Below are 21,386 nucleotides of genomic sequence, written 5' to 3' on the forward strand. Positions count from 1 at the left end.
TCCAGTGGTTGCAGAGCTAATCTGCGGAGAAGTTTGGTCTGCGCGTTGATGTTGTTTTGCGCTGTATCCAATACTCGATAAACCACTGAATCTGAGGAATGACTAATAATGACAATGCGGTATTTCCCCTGGTGAAAGAATCATGAGGACGGGAGTACTCTAATCCCGACACAGAGCTGGGCATCTGCGCGGCAGCGGTGCTCACGGAAGATCCATTCCATTTTGGGAGACTCGGTTGAGAAAAATAAGCTGATACCTGCTCTGCCAATCGCTGCGCAACGGTCAGAGATACAATGCATTACGAACCCAATCTTGCGGTGATCCAATGCTTCTAAGACATTTGCGGTATCTGTTGGCAGTAGCTGACCACGGTGGTTTCACCCGAGCCGCAGAAGTCCTTCATGTGTCTCAGCCGACACTGTCGCAGCAGATACGGCAGCTGGAAGAAACGCTTGGCGTCAGCCTTTTTGACCGAACATCCCGGACTGTCAGACCCACAGATGCTGGGTTCTATGACTGCCAGGAAGCACTCACGACGGGCCAGTTAGCTCAACTGGATTTTGCTTTGCTGACCCCTGACTTCGCTACGCGCATTTGTATCGATGAGTACTTCACCAAAGCGAAAATCACGCCCAAGGTGACGATTCAGGTCAACTCCGTAAACACGTTGCTTGAAGTCATTCGAAACACCGCGGTCGCCACCATTCTTCCTGAACCCATCGCCACGCAGGATCGCGCTCTGCACAAGCTAGCCTTGATCGACAAGGCGCCTCAACGGGGAGTGTCGATTCTAAGGCGAAAAAATAACTACCACAGTGCCGCGTCGGTCGCATTCATGAATTTGATGCTTGGATCCGCGGCAGTGGACTGAGAATAGGGTGCTGACCATTACGCCCAGTGAAATGCTGGATTGTAAATAATGGTAATTCCTCTGTTTGGTAGGGGAGAGCAAGATGACTCCATCGACACGATCACCGGGTCGAATCCAGAACAGCCGGAGTACGTCATGTCCCAACAACCAATCAAGCTTTATCGTCATCCATTGTCTGGCCACGCGCATCGTGTCGAATTGATGCTCTCACTGCTCGGCCAGCCAACAGAATTGATATTTGTGGATCTGATGAAGGGCGCGCACAAAATGCCCGAATTCCTAGCGCTCAACAGCTTCGGCCAAGTACCGGTGATCGATGATAACGGCACCGTTCTAGCTGACTCGAACGCCATTCTGGTCTATCTCGCTGCTAAATACGGCAACGGTGAGTGGCTGCCCACTGATCCTGTAGCGCAAGCAAAAGTACAACGCTGGCTGTCCGTTGCCGCCGGGCAGATCAACTCAGGCCCCGCTACCGCTCGACTGATCACGGTGTTCGGTGCCGGTTACAATGCGGAGGATGCGATCAGCAAGTCCCACACCCTGCTGACGGTGATGGAGCAAGAGTTGGGTAAAAGCAAATTCCTGGCTGGCGACAAACCGACCGTTGCAGATGTCGCAGCCTACACCTACGTCTCCCATGCTCCAGAAGGCAATGTTGCACTGACTGACTATCCTAACGTTCGGGCCTGGTTGAGCAGTATCGAGGCATTGCCAAATTTCGTAGGTATGCAGCGTACTGCCAAGGGTTTGCAACAAGCTTGATCCAGCGGCCGGAGCTATCCGGGAAAAATTCCGGGTAGTCTTCGCTCATTCAACTACGATCTCTTCGAATTTTCGCCTGTCGTACTAGTCATCTGGATAGGGTTTGCACTAGTCGCTCTTGGCGACACTTTTTTGCATCTACGTCTGCTCGCTCTCGCGATCAGATCTTGCTGTCCCTACACCACGGCTGAGTCGCCTATGGATCGCTTTCAGGAAATGCAGATATTCATGACGGTGGCCGAAGAAGAAGGTTTTGCGGCCGCCGCCCGTCGTTTGAATATTTCTCCCCCCAGCGTTACCCGTGCCATTGCTGCTATGGAGGAACGCATCGGCACTCAGTTGCTCTCACGCACAACTCGTAGCTTGCACTTGACTGAGGCAGGGCAACGGTATCTTGATGATTGTCGGCGAATACTCGGTGAGGTCAATGAAGCGGAGGAAGCTGCTGCCGGCAGCTACTCAATTCCGTGTGGGCACCTGACGGTGACAGCTCCCGTGCTTTTCGGTGAGCTGTACATTGCGCCTTTGCTGGCTGAGTACTTGGATCAATTTCCTTCTGTACATCTCAACGCGTTACTGGTTGACCGCGTGACAAGCATGGTTGATGAAGGTATCGATGTGGCGATCCGTATTGGCCATCTGCACGAGAATAATCAGCACGGTATCAAAGTTGGCGAGGTGCGCCAGGTAATTTGTGGCGCCCCCAAGTATTTCGAGGAATTCGGCAGACCCCGCCATCCTGGAGAATTAGGTTCTGCCAAAATCGTTATGTCTTCCGCGAGCCATTTGTTGAGCGATTGGCAATTTGAAAATGAAGGAAATGCACTAAGCTTTCGTTTCGATCCGCGGCTAGTCGTTACCGCAAATCAAGCTGCCATCAATATTGCTTGTCTGGGCTGGGGTGTGACACGCGTGTTGTCCTACCAGGTGGCTAGTCAAGTAGCCGCCGGTGAACTGGAGGTAGTACTCCAAGATTTTGAACCGCCCGCTTTACCCATCCAGGTCGTTTACCTCAAGAGTAACCGCGTACCAGCGAAGATACGTACGTTCGTGGATTTCCTCACGGAACGTCTGGGACGTGATACCGCGCTTCGACCTACTATGAAAAGCGCGCTCTAATGGACCGCTTTCATGAAATGCTTATGTTTGAAGCGCTCTCAGAGCGGCCAAGCCTGGCGGCAGCTGCGCGCCGTTTGAACGTTTCTGGCCCGACAGTCGTTCGCGCGATTGCCCGATTGGAGGCGCGCCTAGGGGTGCCGCTATTGCAACGAAGCACTCGTGGAGTTTCGTTGACTGAGTCGGGTGCTGCATTTATGGCTGATTGCTCCCGCATCCTCAAAGAAATCGAAGACGCAGAAGCATCAGCTAAAGGCCTTCATGTTCAGGCTCAGGGTAATCTGACTGTATTGCTTCCACTCCTTTTCAGCCGCTATGTAATGACGCCTTTGCTTGCGAATTACATGGAGTTTTATCCCGAAGTCAGAGTATTCGCCCATTATCATGATCGTTTTCCGAACATGAACGAGGAGGGGCTTGACGTGGCCGTGCTGGTGGGGAATTTGCCCAGTTCATCGTTGATCGCCAGGCCTGTTGGCTTCGTTCGTACGATCGTTTGTGGCAGTCCTGCCTATCTCGAAGCCCATGGTGTGCCCGCCGAGCCTGAGGATCTTAAAAGTCACCGGCTTATTGGCATTCAAGCTTATCGGGAGAAGATCAACTGGGATTTTTCCAACCAAGGCTTTCAATCCACCATTAAGGCCCGATCACGCGTCAGCTGCACCACCGTTCAATCTGCCATCGATGCGGCGGCTCATGGCGCGGGGCTTACGCGCTGCCTCAGTTATCCCGCCTACGATTATTTAAATGGCGGTCGGTTACGCAGGGTGTTGCAACCTTTCGAGCTGCCAGCGCTTCCAGTTCATGTCGTTTACCGAGAAGGGCGTAGAGCTTCAATGAGAGTGCGCAGTTTTGTCGACCACATTGTCGAGGGCCTGCGCGAACATCCGGCAATGTTGCCGGATGTTCATTGAGCGTGCGGCGATCGCGGACTGAGGTCGCCGACGAGCTTCATTTGGCGTTCGCTGCCTTTTCGATCAGGCTGGCGACGACTTTCGGATTGGACACCATCACAACGTGCGACGCGCCTTTAACTACGACGGTCTGCTTGGAGTGTGCTCGTTCAGCCATAAAGGCTTGGGCTTGTGCTGGGATGTTCTTATCAGCGTCACCGTAGACAAACCAGGAAGGAATAGTTTTCCAGGCCGGCTCTGTGGATGCTTCATTGAGTGCTGCAACCGTTACGGGACGTTGAGTCGCAGCCATCAATTTGGCGTCTGCGTTGGAAACGTCGGCTGCGAACTGGTCGTGGAATTTGTCTTGTTGGATATACAGATCCTTACCGCCGTCAGCCAAGGCTACGGGGGGGGCGAGGGTAGGGCCCAGCGTGCCACCCGGGAAACGTCCAGATAACTCTGCGGTGGATTCACCTGCTTCGGGTGCAATAGCGGCGACGTATACCAGTGCTTTGACATTGGCATTGCCGTAAGCCGCTTCGCTGATGACCGGGCCACCATAGGAGTGCCCAACCAGCACGACCGGCGTTTTAATGCTGGCGAGCATGTCGGCGACCGACTGCGCGTCACCTTTGAGTGAGCGCAGCGGGTTCGAGGCTGCGATCACTGGATAGCCATCTTTTTCCAGGATTTTGACGACGCCATTCCAACTGCTCGAATCGGCGAAAGCTCCGTGTACGAGCACGACAGTCGGTTTGACCGGCGCGGCCATCGCTGCGGTGGCTGTAACCATCGCGGCTGCCAAGGCCAGACCTGCGAATATCTTTTTCATCTGATGTTCCTGTGCAAACGGGAGATGGGTGGTGGAGCGACAGGAATATTTAGAACGCTAGCTGTGTCCCGTATGTGTCCGGTTTTCCAGTGCTATGCATGGAAACGTGTCTGATACGGCCTTTGCTACAAACCGATACAAACGTCCCCCAGCATTTCAGCAGGCGAAACATTGGATTGTGTTTTGTGTTCGTTCTCACCAAAGCGATTAAAGCGGAGCATGCGTTTCAAGCACTTTATTAAACGCCTGACCGCGGAGACAACAATGAAACGAGTACTCATGCTGTTAGCCAACGGTGTAGAACCAATGGAAATGGCGGCCTTCACTGACGTGCTCGGTTGGGCCGATTTGCTCGGTGATTGTCCTCTTGAGTTAGTGAATGCAGGCCTTCGCAAAAAAATCATCACCACATTTGGTCTCGCGCTTAATCCGAGCTTTCTGCTCCGTGATCTAGACGTGAGTAGCTTTGATGCACTGGCTTTGCCGGGTGGTTTTGAACCTGCAGGATTCTATGAGGAAGCTCTTAGTGAGCCTTTTCTTGAAACCATTCGACAATTCGTTGAAGCCGGCAAACCCGTCGCCAGCGTCTGCGTGTCATCGGTGTGTTTGGGAGTGGCAGGCGTGTTACGTGGCAAGCATGCAACCACCTATCACCAAGAGGGAGGAAAAAGGAAAAACCAGTTAGTGGAAAGCGGCGCTCTCTTCGTAGATCGACCAGTCGTTGTTCACGACAACATCATTACTTCCAGCGGTCCTGGTACCGCCACAGAAGTCGCTTTTTTGCTGCTGGAAAAACTAACCAGTTCAGAAAACGCGACTTATATCCGTCAGAAAATGCGTTTCGCTACACCCGATCGTGATTGGTACGACGCGCCGCAAGTAGCCTAGCCCCACTGAGTATTCTGTATCGACTTTCTGGAGGCAATTGTATGGCTGACACCGCACTCATCCTCGTTGGTATTCAGAACGACTTTTTTTCCGGTGGAAAATGGGAACTCAATTCGAATATCTGTCCTGGTTTTCCCGTCGATGTGTTCAGAGGTTATACCGATGTCAAAACCATCCGAAGTATTGGACTACTACTACTGGCCAACACCGAACGGGCAAAAGGTGGCGATTTTTCTTGAAGAATCTGGTCGACTTTATACAGCCCACCCGGTCGATTCACCTGTTTAAGAATACGTAGAGGTGATCATGAATAATACTGATGAGCAAAGGGCCTCACCCTGGCATGCTGGTGAGCGGCAGTTGCAAGAAAGTGTCGGCGTGGCGCAGCAGATGGAGCAATTTGGGCGAAAGGTTGTTCGAGACTACATGCCGGATCAGCATCGCTCGTTCTACAGCCAGCTTCCTTATCTAGTGTTGGGTGCGGTTGACGAAAAAGGCATTCCTTGGGCGACGTTGATAGAAGGCCCTCCAGGGTTCGTTCACTCACCCGATCCACGCATTTTGCAACTCGACCGCCTCCCCGCAGAGGGTGACCCAGTCAAAGCAGCTTTGGTAACGGGTGCCGCAGTCGGGCTGCTCGGCATCGATTTGAAGACCCGAAGGCGCAATCGAATGAATGGCAACATCAGTACCGCCTTATCTGGCGGTATTGCCGTTTCTGTCGTGCACGCTTTCGGCAACTGTCCGCAATACATCCAGTTGCGGAGCGTAGAACCGGTCAGCGTTGGTCGGCCCTCATCCAATGTTGCAGCGGAATGCTTAAGCGAATTGGACGAGGCCGCAAGAGAGATGATCCGCAAGGCCGATACCTTCTTCCTCGCCAGCTACATCGACCTCGAAGGAGATTCATCCAGACGCTCGGTGGACGTCTCGCACCGCGGAGGTAACCCCGGCTTTGTCAGGGTCCAAGGCAATGTTCTGACGATTCCCGATTTCGCTGGCAATCTGCATTTCAATACATTGGGCAACTTGTTGCTCAATCCTAAGGCTGGATTGGTCTTTGTCGATTTCTCGTCAGGTGATGTGCTTCAGGTGGCAGGGCGCACTGAGATTATTCTTGAGGGGCCGGAAGTCGCAGCATTCCAAGGGGCGGAAAGACTCTGGACTCTAACGGTAGAGCATGTCGTTAGAAGGCGAGGCGTACTGGCCCTGCGCTGGGCGCTTGAAGGTTTCTCGCCTAATAGTCTGATGACCGGCAGTTGGGAAAAAGCAGAAGGCCGCTTAAAGGCCGATGCACTACGCGACCAATGGCGGCATCTGCGCGTGACCCGTATCGTTGAAGAGAGCAGCACCATCAGTTCTTTTTATCTGGAACCTGACGATGGGGCGGGATTGCCGCGCTTTGAGGCTGGCCAACATTTACCCGTACGGTTTCACCTGGCTGAAGGACAGCCACCCTTGGTCCGAACTTACAGTGTGTCGAGCGCACCCTCTGACACTTTCTTCCGGATCAGTGTCAAGCGTGACGGCTTGGTTTCGTCGCACCTGCACAACCAGATTCGGGTGGGGGATCTCATTGAAGCTCGTGCCCCCCAAGGTCGTTTCACAGTGCACGCCGATGAGCATCGGCCATTGGTTCTATTGGCCGCTGGCGTTGGGGTCACGCCGTTGCTGTCGATGCTGCGCGAAGTCATCTATGAAGGAGAACGAATCCGTCGCACTCGGCCGACCTGGTTCATTCAAAGCGCGCGTAGTCTGGCGGAACTGGCATTTCGCGATGAACTGTTTGAACTGGCGACCCGTGCAAAAGACAAGATTCGCGCATTGCGACTTCTAAGTCAGCCGGAGCAACATGCTCGCGAGGGCGAAGACTTCGAATTAGCTGGACGTGTGGACGTAGCTTTACTCAAAGCGCTGTTGCCCTTGGATGATTATGACTTTTACTTGTGCGGTCCGGGCGCCTTCACCCAGGCTCTATACGATGGGCTACGAGAACTACGCATTGGCGATGATCGCATTCACGCCGAAACATTCGGGCCTTCGACTCTGGTTCGATTACGCGATCAGTTGACCCCGGCGGTAGAGCAAGTTCCGCCAGCCAGTGGACCGGTTAAAGTGCTGTTCGCGAGTTCTGCGAAAGAGGCCCGTTGGGAACCAGGAAACGGCAGCCTGTTGGAGCTGGCTGAAAGTCGTGGTCTGAATCCGGACTTCAGTTGCCGCGGCGGGTCATGTGGGACTTGTCGTACAAAATTGATCAGTGGCGAAGTGCACTATTTGAACTTGCCCGCTGAAATGCCGGCGCAGGGAGAGGTCTTGATTTGCTGCGCAGTACCAGCGCAAAGCAAGGAGGGCGACGCCCCCCTGATTTTGGATCTGTGACATGAACGCCTTCTCTATCGCTCATCCCGCGAGACGCGGGTTGAGCGATAGAGCCAAACCGCCTTCACGGTCGAGTTGAGCGAGGTCGTCAAATCCACCCACATGCCAGTCGCCGATGAAAATTTGCGGAACCGTGCGACGGCCGCTGCGATTTATCATTTCGATCTTCTGATCAGCTGACTGAACGTCGATTTCGGTAAAAGAAATACCTTTAGAGTCAAGCAGCTGCTTAGCACCACGGCAGTAAGGGCAGGTGCTAGTGGTGTACATAATGATTTCAGGCATGAAGAGTCCTCTTCGTTTAGACAATGTCAGGCTGCGGCTTTTTCTACGCGAGCGAGTACGGCGCAGGTATCAGGGTACTGTGCCAACGATTTGAAGCTGCGGTTATCAGAGTCAAGAGCGTCAACCGATCCGGTTTCGATGTCGTAAACCCATCCATGCAAATTCAACAAGCCTTTTTCCTGAGCGATGCGCACGCTCGGGTGAGTCTGGATGTTGGCGAGTTGGGCAATCACGTTTTCTCGAACCATCGAGCTTACTTTTGCCGCGTCATTGACGTGAGCGCGAGACTCGTTGATTACTTTTGCGGACTCTGCATGCTGCAGCCAACCGGCGACGGCAGGAAGGTGATCCATGCATTTGCACTTGGCGACAGCCGTCATTGCACCGCAATCCGAATGGCCACAGATCACGATGTCGGTCACCCCGAGCACCGCCACGGCGTATTCGACCGTTGCCGACACACCTCCGGGGTGGGGGCTATACGACGGCACGATATTCCCCGCGTTCCGGATCACGAACAGCTCGCCAGGTTCTTGTTGCGTTAACAGTTCCGGTACTACGCGGCTATCGGAACACGTGATGAACAACGTGCCTGGATGCTGTGTGGTGGCCAGGTGTTTGAACAGGTCTGTCCGTTGCGGAAATGCTTCTTTCTGAAACTTCAAAAAACCTTCAATGAGCGCTTTCATGGGATTGGCCTTTAGCAGGTAGTTAAGTTGGGTGACATTCAGTTAGTACAGCCGCGACCTATCCCGCTGTATTCAAGAGCATGAGTGTCACCGTGCGAATCTTTGTAGGTCATTTGCACTGGCACTGGACCGCAGATGTCTGCTGCTTCAGTGATGTTGATGACCTTGGCAATATCCAAGTGCATGCCGTAGACATACGGAGTGGCTTTTGGCGCAACTGAAACTTCCTGTGCATAGGCCGACAACGAAGCTGACAGGGACAGGGCGAGAAACAGAAATTTTTTCATGACGAATCCTCCATTTAGATTTGGTGAGTCGGTGAAATGGGTAAATGTGTTGGGGCTGGCCCGCTTGGAGTGCGGGCCGAATTACATTTCCAGTCGCTTTCTTAGAAAGGACGCAGTGGCAGGAACTTGCCGTCGAGGGTGATCAACGCGCGGTGGCCGCCTTCAGGATCCTCAACTTTTTTCATATCGAGCTTGAAGTTAATCGCGCTGATGATGCCGTCGCCGAACTGTTCGTGAACCAAGGCTTTCAAAGTAGTGCCGTAGATTTGGATCATTTCGTAGAAGCGGTAGATGGTCGGGTCTGTAGGGACCCCCGAAAGGCTTCCACGCAGTGGGATGATTTGCAGGCGCGCTATCGAGTCGGCGTCCAGGTCCAGTTTTTTACCGATCACTTTCGCGGCAGTTTCTGGAAGTGGGTGCTGGCCGAGGAGGGCGGCGGTCACGTAGGCCAGACCGAGGCCAGTGCCTTCTGCCATGTCTTCGAAAGACAGGTTTTTGCGGGCTTTGGCGTCCAGAATTTTAGCGGTCAGTTCAAGACTGGTGTCGTTGTAAGCGTGGGACTGTTGCATGGTGTTTCTCCTATCGGAATGCTTGGGTTAGTGCGGCTTGGTGTGAAGCTATGTTCTGCCGTTTGCTTGATAGCGTCCAAGACCGATAGACAATGCTTCGCATAAGCTCTACCTATAGATTCGAATCGGGAGAGTTCATGAACGTTTAAAACTCGGAAGCGATATTGCTGATTACTGGCGGTTACTTGGTTTGGCTTGGTGCAGTTGAACGCGGCTCCCGAGAAATCGCAGTGTTGGCTGAACCAGGCACAGAAGCTCAGCCTTTCTTTTTACTGATCAGATTCTCCGACACAATCTCACGGACAACGTTGACGAAAGCCCGAAGCCCCGCAGGCATATGACGATTCGCGGGATAGTAGAGACGCAGTCCCGGATACGGAGGTGTCCAGTCCTCCAGTACGCGGATGAGACTTCCGGACGCAATATGGGCTGAAGCGGCGAAATCATTGGTCCAGGCTATGCCGGCACCTTGCAAAGCAGCCTCTAACATCAAGTGGTGGCTATCGAGGGTCAGCGATCCTCTGACATCGACTGATTGCTCTTCACCGCGCTTCTCGAATTCCCATTTGTAGATCGTGCCGCTGGGGAAGCGCACGCGTATGCAGTTGTGTGCGAGCAGGTCTGCCGGAACTTTTGGTTTTTTGCATTTCGCGAAGTACTGAGGAGAAGCAACCACCGCAAAACGGAGCGGTGGAGTGATCGCAATGGCGATCATGTCCTGCGGAACGCTTTCCGCCAACCGTATGCCGGCGTCGAATCCACCAGCGACGATGTCTACCAGGCTTCTATCGGTGACGATGTCCACCCGCATGTCTGGATAACGCCTCAAATACTCCAGTACCACCGGGGTTAGCACCATTTGCGCGGCACCTTCGGAGGTGTTCAGCCGCAGGGTTCCCGCCGGTGTATCGCGGAACTCGCTAACCGCCTCCATGGCCGCGGATATATCACGCAGAGCGGGCTGCACTCGAACCAGAAATTGCTCGCCTGCTTCAGACAGCGAAACACTGCGCGTGGTCCTGTGGAACAACCTCACGCCAAGGCGTTTCTCCAGGGCGGCGATCGCATGACTGAGTGCTGATGGCGACATTCCCAATTCCACTGCCGCACGACGAAAGCTGCGATGAGTGGAAACGGCGACCACAGCGTTAAGTTCGAGGAGCCCGGATTTCTGCATTGTGCTAATTCCTGCATCAGTTCATACGATATTAGCCTGATTGTTTGCGACAGTGCTGAGGCCTATCTTGATCGCAGCAACTTAACTGGATCGGGCCCCTATAGCGGGAATGGTGACATCCCAGGCGCCCAGCAGCCATTACACATGCGAGGACTAATTCATGACGCGTATCACTACACCGTTCGGGTTTCACTCAACCGCACAAGAGGTCATTGAAGGGGTCGACCTCACTGGTAAACGGGCGATCGTAACGGGAGGGGCCTCTGGTATCGGCATTGAGACAGCGCGCGCATTGGTCAGCGCCGGCGCAAACGTGACGCTTGCAGTGCGGCGTCCGGAGGCGGCGGAATCGATAGCCGCCGAACTGCGCTCGGAGGGCAGGGGGAATGTTGATATCCGTTCAATCGATCTGGCGGATCTGTCCTCTGTGAAATCGTTTGCTGAGGCTTGGTCCGAGCCACTTGATATTCTGGTCAATAACGCAGGGATCATGGCAGTTCCTGAGCGCGAGTTGACAGCGCAGGGTTGGGAAATGCAGTTTGCAACCAACTTTCTCGGCCATTTTGCGCTCGTGCTTGGGTTGCAGGACGCCTTGACCAAAGCCGAGGGAGCCCGAATTGTTTCGCTGAGTTCAAACGCTAATCTTTTGGGGCCAGTGGTTTTCGATGACATCAATTTCGACTTCCGCCCATACGATGCTTTCGCGTCATATGCCCAGGCCAAGTCGGCATGCGCGCTCATCGCAGTAGAGATAACGCGCCGCTGGGCAGAGCGAGGTATTTTCGCTAACGCTTTGAACCCTGGGGCAATCGCAACCAAACTTCAGAAGCACACCGGTGGGCTTAAGACGCCAATTGAACGTCAGAAGAACGTGCAACAGGGTGCCGCGACATCGGTGTTGCTTGCGGCGTCTCCGCTGTTGGAAGGCATTGGTGGTCGTTATTTCGAGGACTGTAACGAGGCGCCGGTTGTCACCAAACGGCCTGCCGATTACACGGGCGTTGCACCTTACGCTGTTGACCCTGATAACGCGCAGCGCTTGTGGAAAGTTGCCATGCGGATGATTGGGTGAGGTCATGTCCAAAACAACAATCTTGAAGGTAGGCTTCATTGGGCTCGGTGATCAAGGGGGGCCGATGGCTCACGCAATCGCCGAGTCTGGATTTGAACTGCACGTTTGGGCTCGTCGTCACCAATCTTTACTTCAACAGCTGGGAATCACGTACCTTGATGCCCCTGTGAGCGGTGGAAGACAAGGCGCGTTGGCTCGTACGTTAACCACTATGGTGGGTGGCGAGTCGCAGGCTTTCTCCCGAGTGCGTGCGGTCTTCGAGACTTTTTCCCGGAAAGTCTCGTTATTAAGACCTTCAGGCACCGGCCAGATGGCAATGAGGAGCTATTCTTGATTTGATACTACACTGGACTGCAGAGTACCGAAGAGAGGCGCTTGAGATGCGAGCCAGTAAAACAGGCTCTCAAGTTTAAATTGGCAAACAGCCATCCGCTCTCCGAAATAATTTTCGGTTACTGCTTATTACAATCCGGTTAGGCGGAAATAGCCAGGCTGGGACGTGTTCAAACTAATATTCTAATTCGCGAGTGAGCAGGGAAATGAATCTTACATTCGAAGAAGCATCGATCCAGGCATTGTTGGCCGAACCTGACCGGCTGGACACTCTAGACTTCGGCGTTATTGGCTTTAATGGCAGCTCAGAAGTGGTAGTGTACAACGCTTATGAGGCCTCAAGTGCGGCCTTAAGGCAGGCGCGCGTTTTAGGTAAGAATTTATTTCTGGAAATTGCTCCCTGCTTGAATAACTCTATGGTCGCTCAAAGATTTGACAATGAGTCTGAGTTGGATGTTATCATTTCTTATGTCCTCGCACTTAGAATGCGACCAATACCCGTTAGGTTAAGATTGCTGAAAGAAAGTGATACTAGCACTCGTTTTCTATTGGTTGATCGGGCGACTTCAAAATGATTAGTGATGATCAGGATGATGATTCAATTGAGTCAGAGTACGAAGCGCTGCTGTCATTTATGTATCTATCGCCTGTAGGATTGGTAAGAATCGATCCAAGCGGCAAGATTGATATGCTTAATCCGATGGCAACTCAATTGTTGATGCCGCTAGTTAAGTCTCTAGGGCTTGAAAACTTATTTGAGACGCTTTCTTCTGTCGCCCCTGAATTACGTAACCTCGTAACGAGCTTTAGAGAGTCGTGCGGATCAATATGTGTAAACCATAGAGTTCACGTGTCGTCAGCAGCCGACGGGGGTATTGTCCTCGCATGTACAATCGTAAAGGTCAACGAAGATGTCCTGATAACGGTTTTGACTGATGTCTCTTGCCAAGTCGCAACAGAAAGGAGATTAAGGCAGACTGACTCGTGGCTAGACGCCATCTATACGATTGTTAACGACTTCGCAGTTCTCGGTTTGACAAAGCAGGGGATAATCAATAGCTGGAGTCCTTCGGCAGAGCGTTTAACAGGTTACACAGAATCCGAGGCTATTGGTGAGAAATTGGGTCGCTTCTGTAATTTGTCTGCCTTGGAAGTTGATATTTTGGATGAACAACTCACATTCGCCCGTGAAGAAGGTTGGCACTCACGAGACTATCTTTGCCAACACAAATCAGGACACAATTTTTTTGCTCAAACAATGATCGCCGTGCTACGCGACGAAGATGACGAGTTTTCTGGCTATACCGTGGTATTTCGAGATATCACCGAGCGAAAGGTATCGAGTGATAATCTGGCTAATTTACTAACTAAAGACCACCTCACTGGCGCAGTTAATCGCGCTCACTTTTTTAACTTGGCAGAAAAAGAGTTTGCTCGGGCAAATCGATATCAGCACTCAATATCTATAATCATGCTAGACGCCGATCACTTCAAGCATGTTAACGATAGCTGGGGGCATCCAATTGGCGACGAAGTTCTTAAGTCTATAGTGAAAATTGCCGAGGGAGTTCTTCGTCCCGGAGATACTATAGCGAGGTTTGGGGGTGAAGAGTTTGTCGTTATGCTGCCTAAGATCAATAGTGTCGAGGCGTCAGTTATTGCGGAGCGACTTCGTAGCAGCATTGAGGCGTCTAGTGTAGGTGCCGATGGTGAGGAAATAAAAATTACAGTGAGTATTGGCTGCGCTTCAATGAATGAATCGAGATCCACTCTCAAGCAGTTGTTAGTCTCCGCAGACAGTGCACTCTATAATGCAAAATCCAAGGGTAGAAACTGCATAGTAGATATTGACGATCTCTAATTAATGTCGCCCGGAGGGCAGGCGTTAGGCAGGTGAGTAAATTGCCTGTTCGAGCGCGGTGGATTGGTGACGAAGCGGCTTTTGTATGGTGCAGGTTGGTGTAAAGCGAGGGACGTTTACACGAAATCCTAAATACTGGTCGAATCAGTATCTTATGAGCCTCATGAACATATCTGACATAGCATCTGATTTAACATAATATACATTATGCGAACCGTCCTATAGAGCTCTGGGGGGCTCTGGTGGTCAGATTTGAAGGCAGGCACTGCCTCTTACGAGTACTCGGAAGTAAAGATTCATATAAAATCGAAAGTAACCGCTCGAAATCCCGCTTCCTGAGCCATTTTTAATCTTTACTGACATGATCTGAGGTTTTTCCTCCATTTCTAATCTTTGCTGACCGAACCAGAAAAAATCTTATAGAACCTGACGTTAGCGCTCGATATTGAAGCGCTTCGAGGCGTTGTTCTCCATTTCTAATCTTCACTTACGCAATTCAAGCTTTCCTTCAATTTTTGCCATTTACTTCCAGCTCGCGGCACGTCACGAGTTTTCTGAAAACTGGCGTTCGACGTGGGGCCAGTGAATCCTCGCCTAGAAGTCCAGGAATGCTGGCGTTGGCTCAACCTGCTCAATAAAAGCTGTTTTTCTCTTCAGAATGCGTTTGACCCGTGCCATCCGTTGCTACGATGACACAGGTATTGTCAGCTTTGGGCGCGGCAAGATGACGTTTCTCGTTAAAATAGCCGAAGTCGCTGCTAACTATTGCCCGCCCTGCTTGGCTTTAATTGAATGGATACTTCAACGCTTAATTCAACTAAAGAACGATTTAGTTGAGTTAAGTATAATTTGGTTCTCAGTGACCTCCTCCCAAACCAGATGTCCTACCCTTCGTCGGTCTAAATTAGTCAAATATCAGGATTGGGAGCGATCAGTTGCAACTCGAACGACTAAAGCACTCTCTTCCAAAAGATAGTCTTAAAAGACAGCCGTACCGGAAACTCCGCCCGATTCTGAGCGCTTGACCATCTTCAAGGCTGCGTCTCAGCAGGCTCGTATCCATCAGGCCCTATCGGTTTGTGTCCATCGTGCATTGATGATGCATACTCATCTGAATTCTGCGTAGCCAGCGACCAATGCCATGAAAAGAACACTCGCCGTGCTCGAGCTTTTCGCTTTTGGAATGGATTCTACGCTGGCTGAGACTCTTCAAGCTGACGGCTGGACGCCTCACAAACTACGCCAACGAAGTGATTGGGAGCTGATGCACCTGGATCTCAGCCCCGTAATAAGACAGTCCCTTCAAGATAGCCAGCCCCCAGCAATCCCCGTTGAGATGCTGATGGAAGTTTTGGATGCCAACCGCAACATGTGCTGCATGTGTAGATTTCCAAATCAACCGATCGTCGCTCATACCATTAACTCGCTGGCCGCCGGCGAACCTCATTCTGCACAAAACCTTGCGATTCTCTGCAAGTATCATCAGATCGAGGCTCAGAGCACGCGATCTTTCACAAACGCCTGTGTAAGCGCCCCTCCACCTAGCTGGCTGGTCACTGCCAAAAAAGCTTGGGAAGCGTGCTACGACGAACCGGATTTGATCTCCATCAAGCAGACTGAGAGCAAATATGGCCAGGTCAATTGGTGGTATTTCAACCTGACGGGCCTGTGTGAGGCCGTGAAACCTAGTGTTGACCTACAGCAACTGCCAAGCTTCCACTCTGTGTTTACGAAAGGTTTATGTGACAGCGAAGGTTTTCTCGACTGGGCCGATGGAGCCCCCTCCCCCTATCAGGGCGCCGGAGGCTTGGCCCTGTACTCATACATGTTCGAGATTTTATTCGAGCTTTTGGGATTGCGTTCCCTGAGAAACATATATTCAACAGATCGGCAACCGTCAGTGATCGGAACCGTACATGAGGGAGATTTGGTTTGTGTTCATGGGGAGCATGTTTTCAATGACTACCCATCCGGAAAAACTGACCAACAACTTGTTCGGAGCACGTGCGAATTTAGGAGAGTCGAAATCAGCTTCGTATTTGACTTAAGGGAGGCCACATCGAAGTTGGCACGATCCACTTGGCTTTGTCATCAAAGTAGGTTGGCTAGCATTCTATTGGTTAGCCGGGCCGGCTGGATTGGCACTAAGTATTGTATAGTTGGAACCGTGATGGCGATACGAAGTGCGAAAGATCAGGCCAGAGTTCTGGGCGGTCTCTCGGAAAGCTGAGAGGATGTTCTCCGCCACTAGCCTTGCTCGATTCACCGCCCTACTCGCAAACCCTCCTCGCTCATCACGCTCTGCTTTTAGCCCTCGCGCGCCACCAGGTGTATTGCCAACGGTTTAGTCGCTTACGGATCGGAGTGTTTCCCTGATCATGTCCAGGCTTAATCCATAGCGAATCAGAAAGTCGCGCGATCTCTGCGCCGGGTTGGTGCCGACATCGTCCCCATAGAGCCGCCAGGAGAGCTCTGCGTAGCTTGGGCATTTCAAGGCCACGCGGATTACGTAGTCCAGTTGGTTGTGCTCGAACAGGTTAAGGGTGTGCCCAGGGATGAGTATGCTAACGTAATCACCCGGAGCGCCAGCACCTGATCTCGGCGATCCCTTCCGTCCAAGGTTCACGTCACCACTGAACCCCAGCGAAGACCATTTAGCTCGAAGCGTTGTGATTTCTGCACTGACAACCTCTTCAGAGATGATTCCGCTAACGGAGCGCGTAATCATCCGTTCTACAGAGGCCGAAAGGTCTCGGAAATTTGCCATCCAAGCAGCTTCGTTTGACGTTGCGAACTTCACGTACTTACTCAGGGCCTTTGCTGAAAACCTCTGGAGATAAGGCAGTGGGTTCGTTGACTTTTTCAGCTCGTACTCAAGGTTGGGCTCAATATCCTCCAAGCGCTCACACAGAGACGGCAGCCTGAATTCCCAGGTTGAGAGCCGGGCCAGAAGGTCTGCTCGGAACTGCCCCTTTTTGACCATCTCCTCAAGATTCTTATTGCTCGCAGCAATCAGCTGGAAGTCGCACTTCACGGGTGTTCTGGAACCCAGCGGTGTGAAGAGCTTATCTTCCATTGCTTGCAGCAGCATCGTCTGCTCAGGCAATCCGAGTTCATCGATGTTGTCGAGGAACACCGTCCCCTCATACGGATTTTGAAGTTTGTCTTTCTGGGCGCCCGTGACGCCAAGCAGCGCTCCGTCTTTATGCCCAAAGAGCGCGGACATCGCGGATATATCCTTCAAGGCGGTGCAGTTCACTTCGACGAAGCGGCCGGTTAGTAAGGTCGTGCGTCCCTTCAACTGCTGCAACCGGCGCGCCATGGCGGTTTTTCCGGTACCTGCAGGGCCCCTCAATAAGATTGGGCGACGCGACCGCAGTACGGTGCTCTGGATTTCCTCGATCATCTTGTTATAGACGATGTTGCGTGTGGCAATGTTGTCCTTGAGAAGGTCGATTCCCCCGGCGCTACCCATTGGATACTGGTTGAGAATGACGTCATAACGTGAGAGATCCAGATCGATGATTTGCACCGTGGAAGCCAGATCATCAGTCTTTGCGTCCAGGCATTGCACGAGCTTCACTGGCCATCGGTGAGATTCGGCAATGGTGTAAAAGCAAATCAGCTGGATTGGCGTGCAGGTGGTTATGTTCAGGTAGTACTGATCTGCAGGGTCGAATTGGAGAGCATCACCTAAGCGGAGCACGTTCATATAGGTCGAGCTCAGGTTTGAAGAGTTTGGGCCTATCTCCATCAACTGGACGTCAAAACCGTTGCGCATACGCTTCGCATCCTCACTAACGAGGGTCGCCAAGGCTTCGTCCGCTTTTTCGTGGAGGAGGAACAGTCGATTGATCTGTGGTTCGCTTGTCAGTGCTATCCCGGCGTTGGGGCGCCACTTGGTTCGGCGCTTGTCGGTGCTACCACCGTCCAGAGAGGTGCTGAGAAACGAAATCATGATCGACTTGGACATATACCGCCCTGATTTTCCCTGAGGAATTCCGCCAGACCATCCCAAAGACGTTGCCTTAGGCTTTCTTTTGCTGCTCAGCCCAACCTCTCAAGGCTTTCAATCCTGGCAATCATCCGTGTGATGCCACGTCGTGCACGTTGAGGGCGCCCTTTCCTCCTTATGGATGTGAATTGCCTAACCGGGATCAAGCCCCCCTCTGGCTCGTAGGAGGCACTTTCAGTGTCGATTAGGACGGGGGCTGATAGGGAGCCCCGCTACGAAATGGATCACATTTCAGTCAGCTTTTTCCATCAGCTTCAGCATATCGTCATACGCTTCATCCTCAGCGTCCTCTTCGCTCTCACAGTTGTAAATTTCAACAAGGGATGAACGCTCGTCATAGGTATCATCGTCATCAAAATCATCATATTCAGCCTCTGGCCCCTCTTGATCGGAATCATCCAGATCACGCGCATCAGAACCCGAATCAGCCTCAAGCGAAGAAGCAAATGGATCCGGAGAGAATAGCCCTTCTACCAAAGAGTCCGCTTTAGCTTGAGCCTGCTCTAATTCGTGGTCAAGATCGACATTCTGGGAGACGATCGCGTGACTTATGGCGGCCCAGCTTTTAACTCCACCAACAGTCTCTTCCACTCCCTTGCGCTCCAATGCTTTGCGCATCAAGCCAGAGGCCACCTCAGAGTCGTATTCGCGTTCAATAGCGGTGTACTGGGAGTAGTGATGCAGCAGGTTCGCCGTACCGCTGGGCTTTGCGGCATCTGTGTCTTTGTCATCGTCAGCCATGATTTAGACCTCAACAATTCATATCGCACTGGTTTGCTTGGGTTGCGCTCCGAGGAGCATAACGTACAACGAATAGAGTTGCGCGTCATCGGGTGGTGACTGGAGCGCGCCACAAGGGGATGTAGTAAAGCCCGGCCCAGTTTAGGGGTATATTGTTTAATGTGAGAGTCTAATATCACTGGCCTCCGGCACCGATGCCGGCAGCGCTGAGGGAGTAACCAGGTCGTCTATAGCGGTGACGCTTTGGCTGTCCTCCTATACCCTGCTTGCTTCTGATCTCCTGCCATTTTCTTCGCGGTGAGGTGTGCTAAAAGTAAATGGGCTTGATGAGGTGATGTAAGCAATACATCGCCCTGATTAGCAAAAAGTGCATTCTCACGAAGGCCAAAAGGGATAGGTCGAGGCTGCATTGAAGAGTCGCAGCAGCTCAAAAATCTTATTTCAGCTTATAGCGTATTTTTTTGTTGTCGGCCCAGTCCACGATCTCGACCAAAAGATTCTTTGATAGCAGTATTTTGATGGTCGAAGCTACTAAGCCGGAATGGAAGTTGGTTCGCTGTTCAATTTCAGTTGCCGAAAGCTGTCCTTCTGCTTGCACGAGCCCGAGGAGCGTTTCTTCTATCCAGTCTGTTTCGGGAATACCCGAGGAGTTGTACCTTGAGGAAATAATATTAATCAACAAGCTACTGATGCCTGCTGATATCCCGGTAGCTATACCACCCCAGTCAGAAGCCTTCTGTGCTGCTATTCCAGTCAAAGCTGCCAGCACGAGCAATACAAAGCTTTTGGGGACATTAAAAGAGCTGCATGCGTTCGGAATTTCAACATATATCTTTTCTGTTTCAAAAATAGACCTGATAGCAACCGCTGCATAGAAAATCGAGGCATTTTCATCGCCTTTTAGCTTGATAGCTAGCTTCGCAGGATCAATTTTTGCTAGTGACAAGAGATCTAGACTTAACGCGGTAATTTCGTCGGTCGAAAGGACTAACTCTTCAGCCCCATGAATATTTTTGTCATAGGTTCGACCCCGTTCAAAATTTGGGCCGCCAGAAAATCCTATTTTCTTAGAGAGTAGCTCCGACCAAAGTAGATCTAAGCGGCTTGATGATTCAATATTGGCTGCCATAATTTAAACTATCTCCACTATTAGTTTATGTTCGATCGTCATCAGCCAGTAAATAGTGAATATGCTTCCGCTTAGTCACTGAGACTTAACCTGGTACGGGGACGTCCGAAAAAGTCGCGCCAGAGGCTCAGAGTGCGCATCGGCACAAATCAGTATTTGGGCGAGACGCTGATGAGCAGATCTTAGAGCTGATGTTTCACCGCTTTGGGTAGGTAGCTTCGCCTTTATCTGGGCCATGACTCATTTCCTGGGTGACTTGGGAGGTTTCGCTAGTTTGAGATGTGCCGCAGCAGATTGCTCCGCCTCGACAACTTGAAGCGCTGCTGCATCAGGAGTACCGCTTTGCAGTTGGCGCAATTGGTCATTTTCTTGCTGAATACTCGTCAGCAGCGACAGTGTCTCTTGCTGACGCAAATCAGCCACGACAGCAGACTGCTGATTCTCTTTAGCTTCCAAGCGAAGAGCGGAGACTTGCAACATCAGGTGTTCGACCACGCCTACAGACTTAGCTTCAGATAGCTGCAAACTTTGGATCTCACCAGTCAGAACCTGGATGCGCGCTTCAAGGGCATGTAGCGATTTGGTCTGCTGACGGGACTCTCCAAGCAACCGCTCGTTGTCACGGTTTAAACGAGTTAGGTCATCCTGCTTCAGCACTAGGGTTTCCTGGAGTTTGCGCTTCTCCACTTGAGCCTCGTGGAGTTGGGATTCATGCCGACGTTGATCCTGATCCCGCTGCTCTTTGACGGACTGCCGGTAGTGCTCCAAAGCACCGCGCGCATGAACATGCTTCTCCTCTAGGGAATGGATCTGTTTATCCCTGTCGCTGACCAAGGCTTCCAGGTCAGTACACCGTTGATTAAGTCCGGCATTACGTGTCATTTCTGCCTGGAGCGAGGACTGCGTGGTTTTAAGGTCAGCAGTTTGAGCCTCAATGGACGCTTGCTGAGTGTCCAGTTGCCTACGCGCTGCGATCAGTTCAGTTTGCAGGCTGGCAAGCTGCGCCTGGTGCTCTACACGCTCTATATCAAAGGCTGATCGGGACTGTTCGATCGACTCGTTACCCTCATCCATGAGTCGATCCAGAAGGCTTTCAACCGTTGCCGAAAGTTCTTCACCCATGCGTTCGCGGGACGATGGTGGGCGTGGATCATAGGATTCGATCTCCTTGAGATACCGGGCAATGGTTGTTTTCGACCCGGTATTCCCCAGTTCCACACGCACGGCATCGATGCTGGGGTACGTACCCCTCGCGAGCAGAGACTGCCTCGCTTTTTGCACTACCGCCTTGTTTACGCCGCCACGAGCCATATGAACTCCTACGATTTCGTCCTGTGTTACGTGTCATGTAATTACGTGACACGCTATCACCAATTTCGTGAATGTAATATCCAATTAATAAAAAGCTATAATAGTGCTTTATGGCTTCTTGATACTTTCTGGCGCCCAGAAAACCTCCTAGTGGCGCTGGGAAAGCAAAA

Annotated in this window: 22 protein-coding genes; 12 read left to right on the forward strand and 10 right to left on the reverse strand. The window is 51.9% G+C overall.

What is annotated here, in order from left to right; genetic code table 11:
* Nucleotides 1-325 precede the first annotated feature (325 nt).
* From ACIOVB_RS01305 to ACIOVB_RS01320, 4 genes are all read left to right on the forward strand, one after another.
* A complete protein-coding gene (locus tag ACIOVB_RS01305; protein ID WP_401264148.1) occupies nt 326-871 on the forward strand; it encodes a LysR family transcriptional regulator in 546 nt (181 codons plus the stop codon).
* 135 nt (nt 872-1,006) lie between these two features.
* The gene (locus ACIOVB_RS01310; protein WP_187680557.1) at nt 1,007-1,636 is read left to right on the forward strand and encodes a glutathione S-transferase family protein; all 630 of its coding nucleotides are present in this window, start codon (nt 1,007-1,009) and stop codon (nt 1,634-1,636) included.
* A 198-nt stretch (nt 1,637-1,834) separates the two neighbouring features.
* Entirely contained in the window at nt 1,835-2,755 is a 921-nt protein-coding gene (locus ACIOVB_RS01315; RefSeq protein ID WP_187680558.1) for a LysR family transcriptional regulator, read from the forward strand.
* Nucleotides 2,755-3,666 (forward strand): LysR family transcriptional regulator, encoded by a 912-nt coding sequence (locus ACIOVB_RS01320; protein WP_401264150.1) that lies wholly within the window; start codon nt 2,755-2,757, stop codon nt 3,664-3,666. Before ACIOVB_RS01315 ends, ACIOVB_RS01320 begins: the two co-directional genes overlap by 1 nt.
* A gap of 37 nt (nt 3,667-3,703) precedes the next feature.
* On the opposite strand, the gene ACIOVB_RS01325 is transcribed toward ACIOVB_RS01320, so the two are convergent.
* Entirely contained in the window at nt 3,704-4,480 is a 777-nt protein-coding gene (locus ACIOVB_RS01325; protein WP_401264152.1) for an alpha/beta fold hydrolase, read from the reverse strand.
* A gap of 264 nt (nt 4,481-4,744) precedes the next feature.
* On the opposite strand from ACIOVB_RS01325, the gene ACIOVB_RS01330 reads away from it, so the two are divergent.
* The 3 genes from ACIOVB_RS01330 to ACIOVB_RS01340 all read left to right on the forward strand — a co-directional run bounded on the left by ACIOVB_RS01330 (nt 4,745) and on the right by ACIOVB_RS01340 (nt 7,747).
* Nucleotides 4,745-5,368 carry a DJ-1/PfpI family protein gene (locus ACIOVB_RS01330; RefSeq protein WP_187680561.1) on the forward strand — a complete coding sequence of 208 codons (624 nt, stop codon included), beginning with the start codon at nt 4,745-4,747 and terminating at the stop codon, nt 5,366-5,368.
* Nucleotides 5,369-5,409: 41 nt separating this feature from the next.
* On the forward strand, nt 5,410-5,607 hold the full coding sequence (locus ACIOVB_RS01335; RefSeq protein ID WP_401264154.1) for a hypothetical protein: 198 nt from the start codon (nt 5,410-5,412) through the stop codon (nt 5,605-5,607).
* 67 nt (nt 5,608-5,674) lie between these two features.
* The gene (locus ACIOVB_RS01340; protein WP_401264156.1) at nt 5,675-7,747 is read left to right on the forward strand and encodes a pyridoxamine 5'-phosphate oxidase family protein; all 2,073 of its coding nucleotides are present in this window, start codon (nt 5,675-5,677) and stop codon (nt 7,745-7,747) included.
* Between the two features lie 21 nt (nt 7,748-7,768).
* Here ACIOVB_RS01340 and grxC read toward each other — a convergent pair whose 3' ends face one another.
* From grxC to ACIOVB_RS01365, 5 genes are all read right to left on the reverse strand, one after another.
* Complete coding sequence (gene grxC / locus ACIOVB_RS01345; RefSeq protein WP_401264157.1) at nt 7,769-8,032, reverse strand: glutaredoxin 3; 264 nt, start codon at nt 8,030-8,032, stop codon at nt 7,769-7,771.
* A gap of 26 nt (nt 8,033-8,058) precedes the next feature.
* Nucleotides 8,059-8,721 carry a carbonic anhydrase gene (locus ACIOVB_RS01350; protein WP_401264158.1) on the reverse strand — a complete coding sequence of 221 codons (663 nt, stop codon included), beginning with the start codon at nt 8,719-8,721 and terminating at the stop codon, nt 8,059-8,061.
* A 38-nt stretch (nt 8,722-8,759) separates the two neighbouring features.
* Complete coding sequence (locus tag ACIOVB_RS01355; RefSeq protein WP_401264160.1) at nt 8,760-9,008, reverse strand: DUF2790 domain-containing protein; 249 nt, start codon at nt 9,006-9,008, stop codon at nt 8,760-8,762.
* 101 nt (nt 9,009-9,109) lie between these two features.
* Nucleotides 9,110-9,577, reverse strand: coding sequence for a cyanase (cynS, locus tag ACIOVB_RS01360; RefSeq protein ID WP_187680568.1), 468 nt, complete (start codon nt 9,575-9,577; stop codon nt 9,110-9,112).
* A gap of 256 nt (nt 9,578-9,833) precedes the next feature.
* Nucleotides 9,834-10,754 (reverse strand): LysR family transcriptional regulator, encoded by a 921-nt coding sequence (locus ACIOVB_RS01365; protein WP_401264162.1) that lies wholly within the window; start codon nt 10,752-10,754, stop codon nt 9,834-9,836.
* A gap of 160 nt (nt 10,755-10,914) precedes the next feature.
* Here ACIOVB_RS01365 and ACIOVB_RS01370 point away from each other — a divergent pair, with 160 nt between their 5' ends.
* The 5 genes from ACIOVB_RS01370 to ACIOVB_RS01390 all read left to right on the forward strand — a co-directional run bounded on the left by ACIOVB_RS01370 (nt 10,915) and on the right by ACIOVB_RS01390 (nt 16,250).
* Nucleotides 10,915-11,826, forward strand: coding sequence for an SDR family NAD(P)-dependent oxidoreductase (locus ACIOVB_RS01370; protein WP_401264164.1), 912 nt, complete (start codon nt 10,915-10,917; stop codon nt 11,824-11,826).
* 4 nt (nt 11,827-11,830) lie between these two features.
* Nucleotides 11,831-12,160, forward strand: a complete 330-nt coding sequence (locus ACIOVB_RS01375) for an NAD(P)-binding domain-containing protein (RefSeq protein WP_401264165.1) — start codon at nt 11,831-11,833, stop codon at nt 12,158-12,160.
* A 205-nt stretch (nt 12,161-12,365) separates the two neighbouring features.
* A complete protein-coding gene (locus ACIOVB_RS01380; RefSeq protein WP_187680572.1) occupies nt 12,366-12,734 on the forward strand; it encodes a phosphonate transporter in 369 nt (122 codons plus the stop codon).
* Nucleotides 12,731-14,020: a diguanylate cyclase gene (locus tag ACIOVB_RS01385; RefSeq protein ID WP_401264167.1), complete on the forward strand. Its 1,290-nt coding sequence runs from the start codon at nt 12,731-12,733 to the stop codon at nt 14,018-14,020. The genes ACIOVB_RS01380 and ACIOVB_RS01385 overlap by 4 nt, the downstream gene beginning before the upstream one ends.
* A 1,141-nt stretch (nt 14,021-15,161) precedes the next feature.
* A complete protein-coding gene (locus ACIOVB_RS01390; RefSeq protein ID WP_401264168.1) occupies nt 15,162-16,250 on the forward strand; it encodes a hypothetical protein in 1,089 nt (362 codons plus the stop codon).
* A 114-nt stretch (nt 16,251-16,364) separates the two neighbouring features.
* Here the strand turns inward: ACIOVB_RS01390 and ACIOVB_RS01395 are convergent, their stop codons facing one another.
* The 4 genes from ACIOVB_RS01395 to ACIOVB_RS01410 form a co-directional block, all read right to left on the reverse strand.
* The gene (locus ACIOVB_RS01395; protein ID WP_401264170.1) at nt 16,365-17,993 is read right to left on the reverse strand and encodes an RNA repair transcriptional activator RtcR family protein; all 1,629 of its coding nucleotides are present in this window, start codon (nt 17,991-17,993) and stop codon (nt 16,365-16,367) included.
* 273 nt (nt 17,994-18,266) lie between these two features.
* Nucleotides 18,267-18,776, reverse strand: coding sequence for a hypothetical protein (locus ACIOVB_RS01400; protein WP_401264172.1), 510 nt, complete (start codon nt 18,774-18,776; stop codon nt 18,267-18,269).
* Between the two features lie 436 nt (nt 18,777-19,212).
* Nucleotides 19,213-19,905 (reverse strand): hypothetical protein, encoded by a 693-nt coding sequence (locus ACIOVB_RS01405; protein ID WP_401264174.1) that lies wholly within the window; start codon nt 19,903-19,905, stop codon nt 19,213-19,215.
* A 240-nt stretch (nt 19,906-20,145) separates the two neighbouring features.
* Complete coding sequence (locus ACIOVB_RS01410; RefSeq protein WP_401264176.1) at nt 20,146-21,216, reverse strand: DNA-binding protein; 1,071 nt, start codon at nt 21,214-21,216, stop codon at nt 20,146-20,148.
* Nucleotides 21,217-21,386 lie beyond the last annotated feature (170 nt).

The organism is Pseudomonas sp. NPDC087639, assembly GCF_044743385.1.
Taxonomy (GTDB): Bacteria; Pseudomonadota; Gammaproteobacteria; order Pseudomonadales; family Pseudomonadaceae; genus Aquipseudomonas.

Coding starts and splice junctions, on each gene's coding strand:
- ACIOVB_RS01405 (WP_401264174.1), bottom strand. CDS start 19,905: ATGGCAGCCAATATTGAATCATCAAGCCGCTTAGATCTACTTTGGTCG.
- ACIOVB_RS01365 (WP_401264162.1), bottom strand. CDS start 10,754: ATGCAGAAATCCGGGCTCCTCGAACTTAACGCTGTGGTCGCCGTTTCC.
- ACIOVB_RS01325 (WP_401264152.1), bottom strand. CDS start 4,480: ATGAAAAAGATATTCGCAGGTCTGGCCTTGGCAGCCGCGATGGTTACA.
- ACIOVB_RS01320 (WP_401264150.1), top strand. CDS start 2,755: ATGGACCGCTTTCATGAAATGCTTATGTTTGAAGCGCTCTCAGAGCGG.
- ACIOVB_RS01375 (WP_401264165.1), top strand. CDS start 11,831: ATGTCCAAAACAACAATCTTGAAGGTAGGCTTCATTGGGCTCGGTGAT.
- ACIOVB_RS01305 (WP_401264148.1), top strand. CDS start 326: ATGCTTCTAAGACATTTGCGGTATCTGTTGGCAGTAGCTGACCACGGT.
- ACIOVB_RS01410 (WP_401264176.1), bottom strand. CDS start 21,216: ATGGCTCGTGGCGGCGTAAACAAGGCGGTAGTGCAAAAAGCGAGGCAG.
- ACIOVB_RS01350 (WP_401264158.1), bottom strand. CDS start 8,721: ATGAAAGCGCTCATTGAAGGTTTTTTGAAGTTTCAGAAAGAAGCATTT.
- ACIOVB_RS01395 (WP_401264170.1), bottom strand. CDS start 17,993: ATGTCCAAGTCGATCATGATTTCGTTTCTCAGCACCTCTCTGGACGGT.
- ACIOVB_RS01385 (WP_401264167.1), top strand. CDS start 12,731: ATGATTAGTGATGATCAGGATGATGATTCAATTGAGTCAGAGTACGAA.
- ACIOVB_RS01310 (WP_187680557.1), top strand. CDS start 1,007: ATGTCCCAACAACCAATCAAGCTTTATCGTCATCCATTGTCTGGCCAC.
- ACIOVB_RS01335 (WP_401264154.1), top strand. CDS start 5,410: ATGGCTGACACCGCACTCATCCTCGTTGGTATTCAGAACGACTTTTTT.
- cynS (WP_187680568.1), bottom strand. CDS start 9,577: ATGCAACAGTCCCACGCTTACAACGACACCAGTCTTGAACTGACCGCT.
- ACIOVB_RS01340 (WP_401264156.1), top strand. CDS start 5,675: ATGAATAATACTGATGAGCAAAGGGCCTCACCCTGGCATGCTGGTGAG.
- ACIOVB_RS01390 (WP_401264168.1), top strand. CDS start 15,162: ATGAAAAGAACACTCGCCGTGCTCGAGCTTTTCGCTTTTGGAATGGAT.
- ACIOVB_RS01330 (WP_187680561.1), top strand. CDS start 4,745: ATGAAACGAGTACTCATGCTGTTAGCCAACGGTGTAGAACCAATGGAA.
- ACIOVB_RS01370 (WP_401264164.1), top strand. CDS start 10,915: ATGACGCGTATCACTACACCGTTCGGGTTTCACTCAACCGCACAAGAG.
- ACIOVB_RS01380 (WP_187680572.1), top strand. CDS start 12,366: ATGAATCTTACATTCGAAGAAGCATCGATCCAGGCATTGTTGGCCGAA.
- ACIOVB_RS01355 (WP_401264160.1), bottom strand. CDS start 9,008: ATGAAAAAATTTCTGTTTCTCGCCCTGTCCCTGTCAGCTTCGTTGTCG.
- ACIOVB_RS01400 (WP_401264172.1), bottom strand. CDS start 18,776: ATGGCTGACGATGACAAAGACACAGATGCCGCAAAGCCCAGCGGTACG.
- ACIOVB_RS01315 (WP_187680558.1), top strand. CDS start 1,835: ATGGATCGCTTTCAGGAAATGCAGATATTCATGACGGTGGCCGAAGAA.
- grxC (WP_401264157.1), bottom strand. CDS start 8,032: ATGCCTGAAATCATTATGTACACCACTAGCACCTGCCCTTACTGCCGT.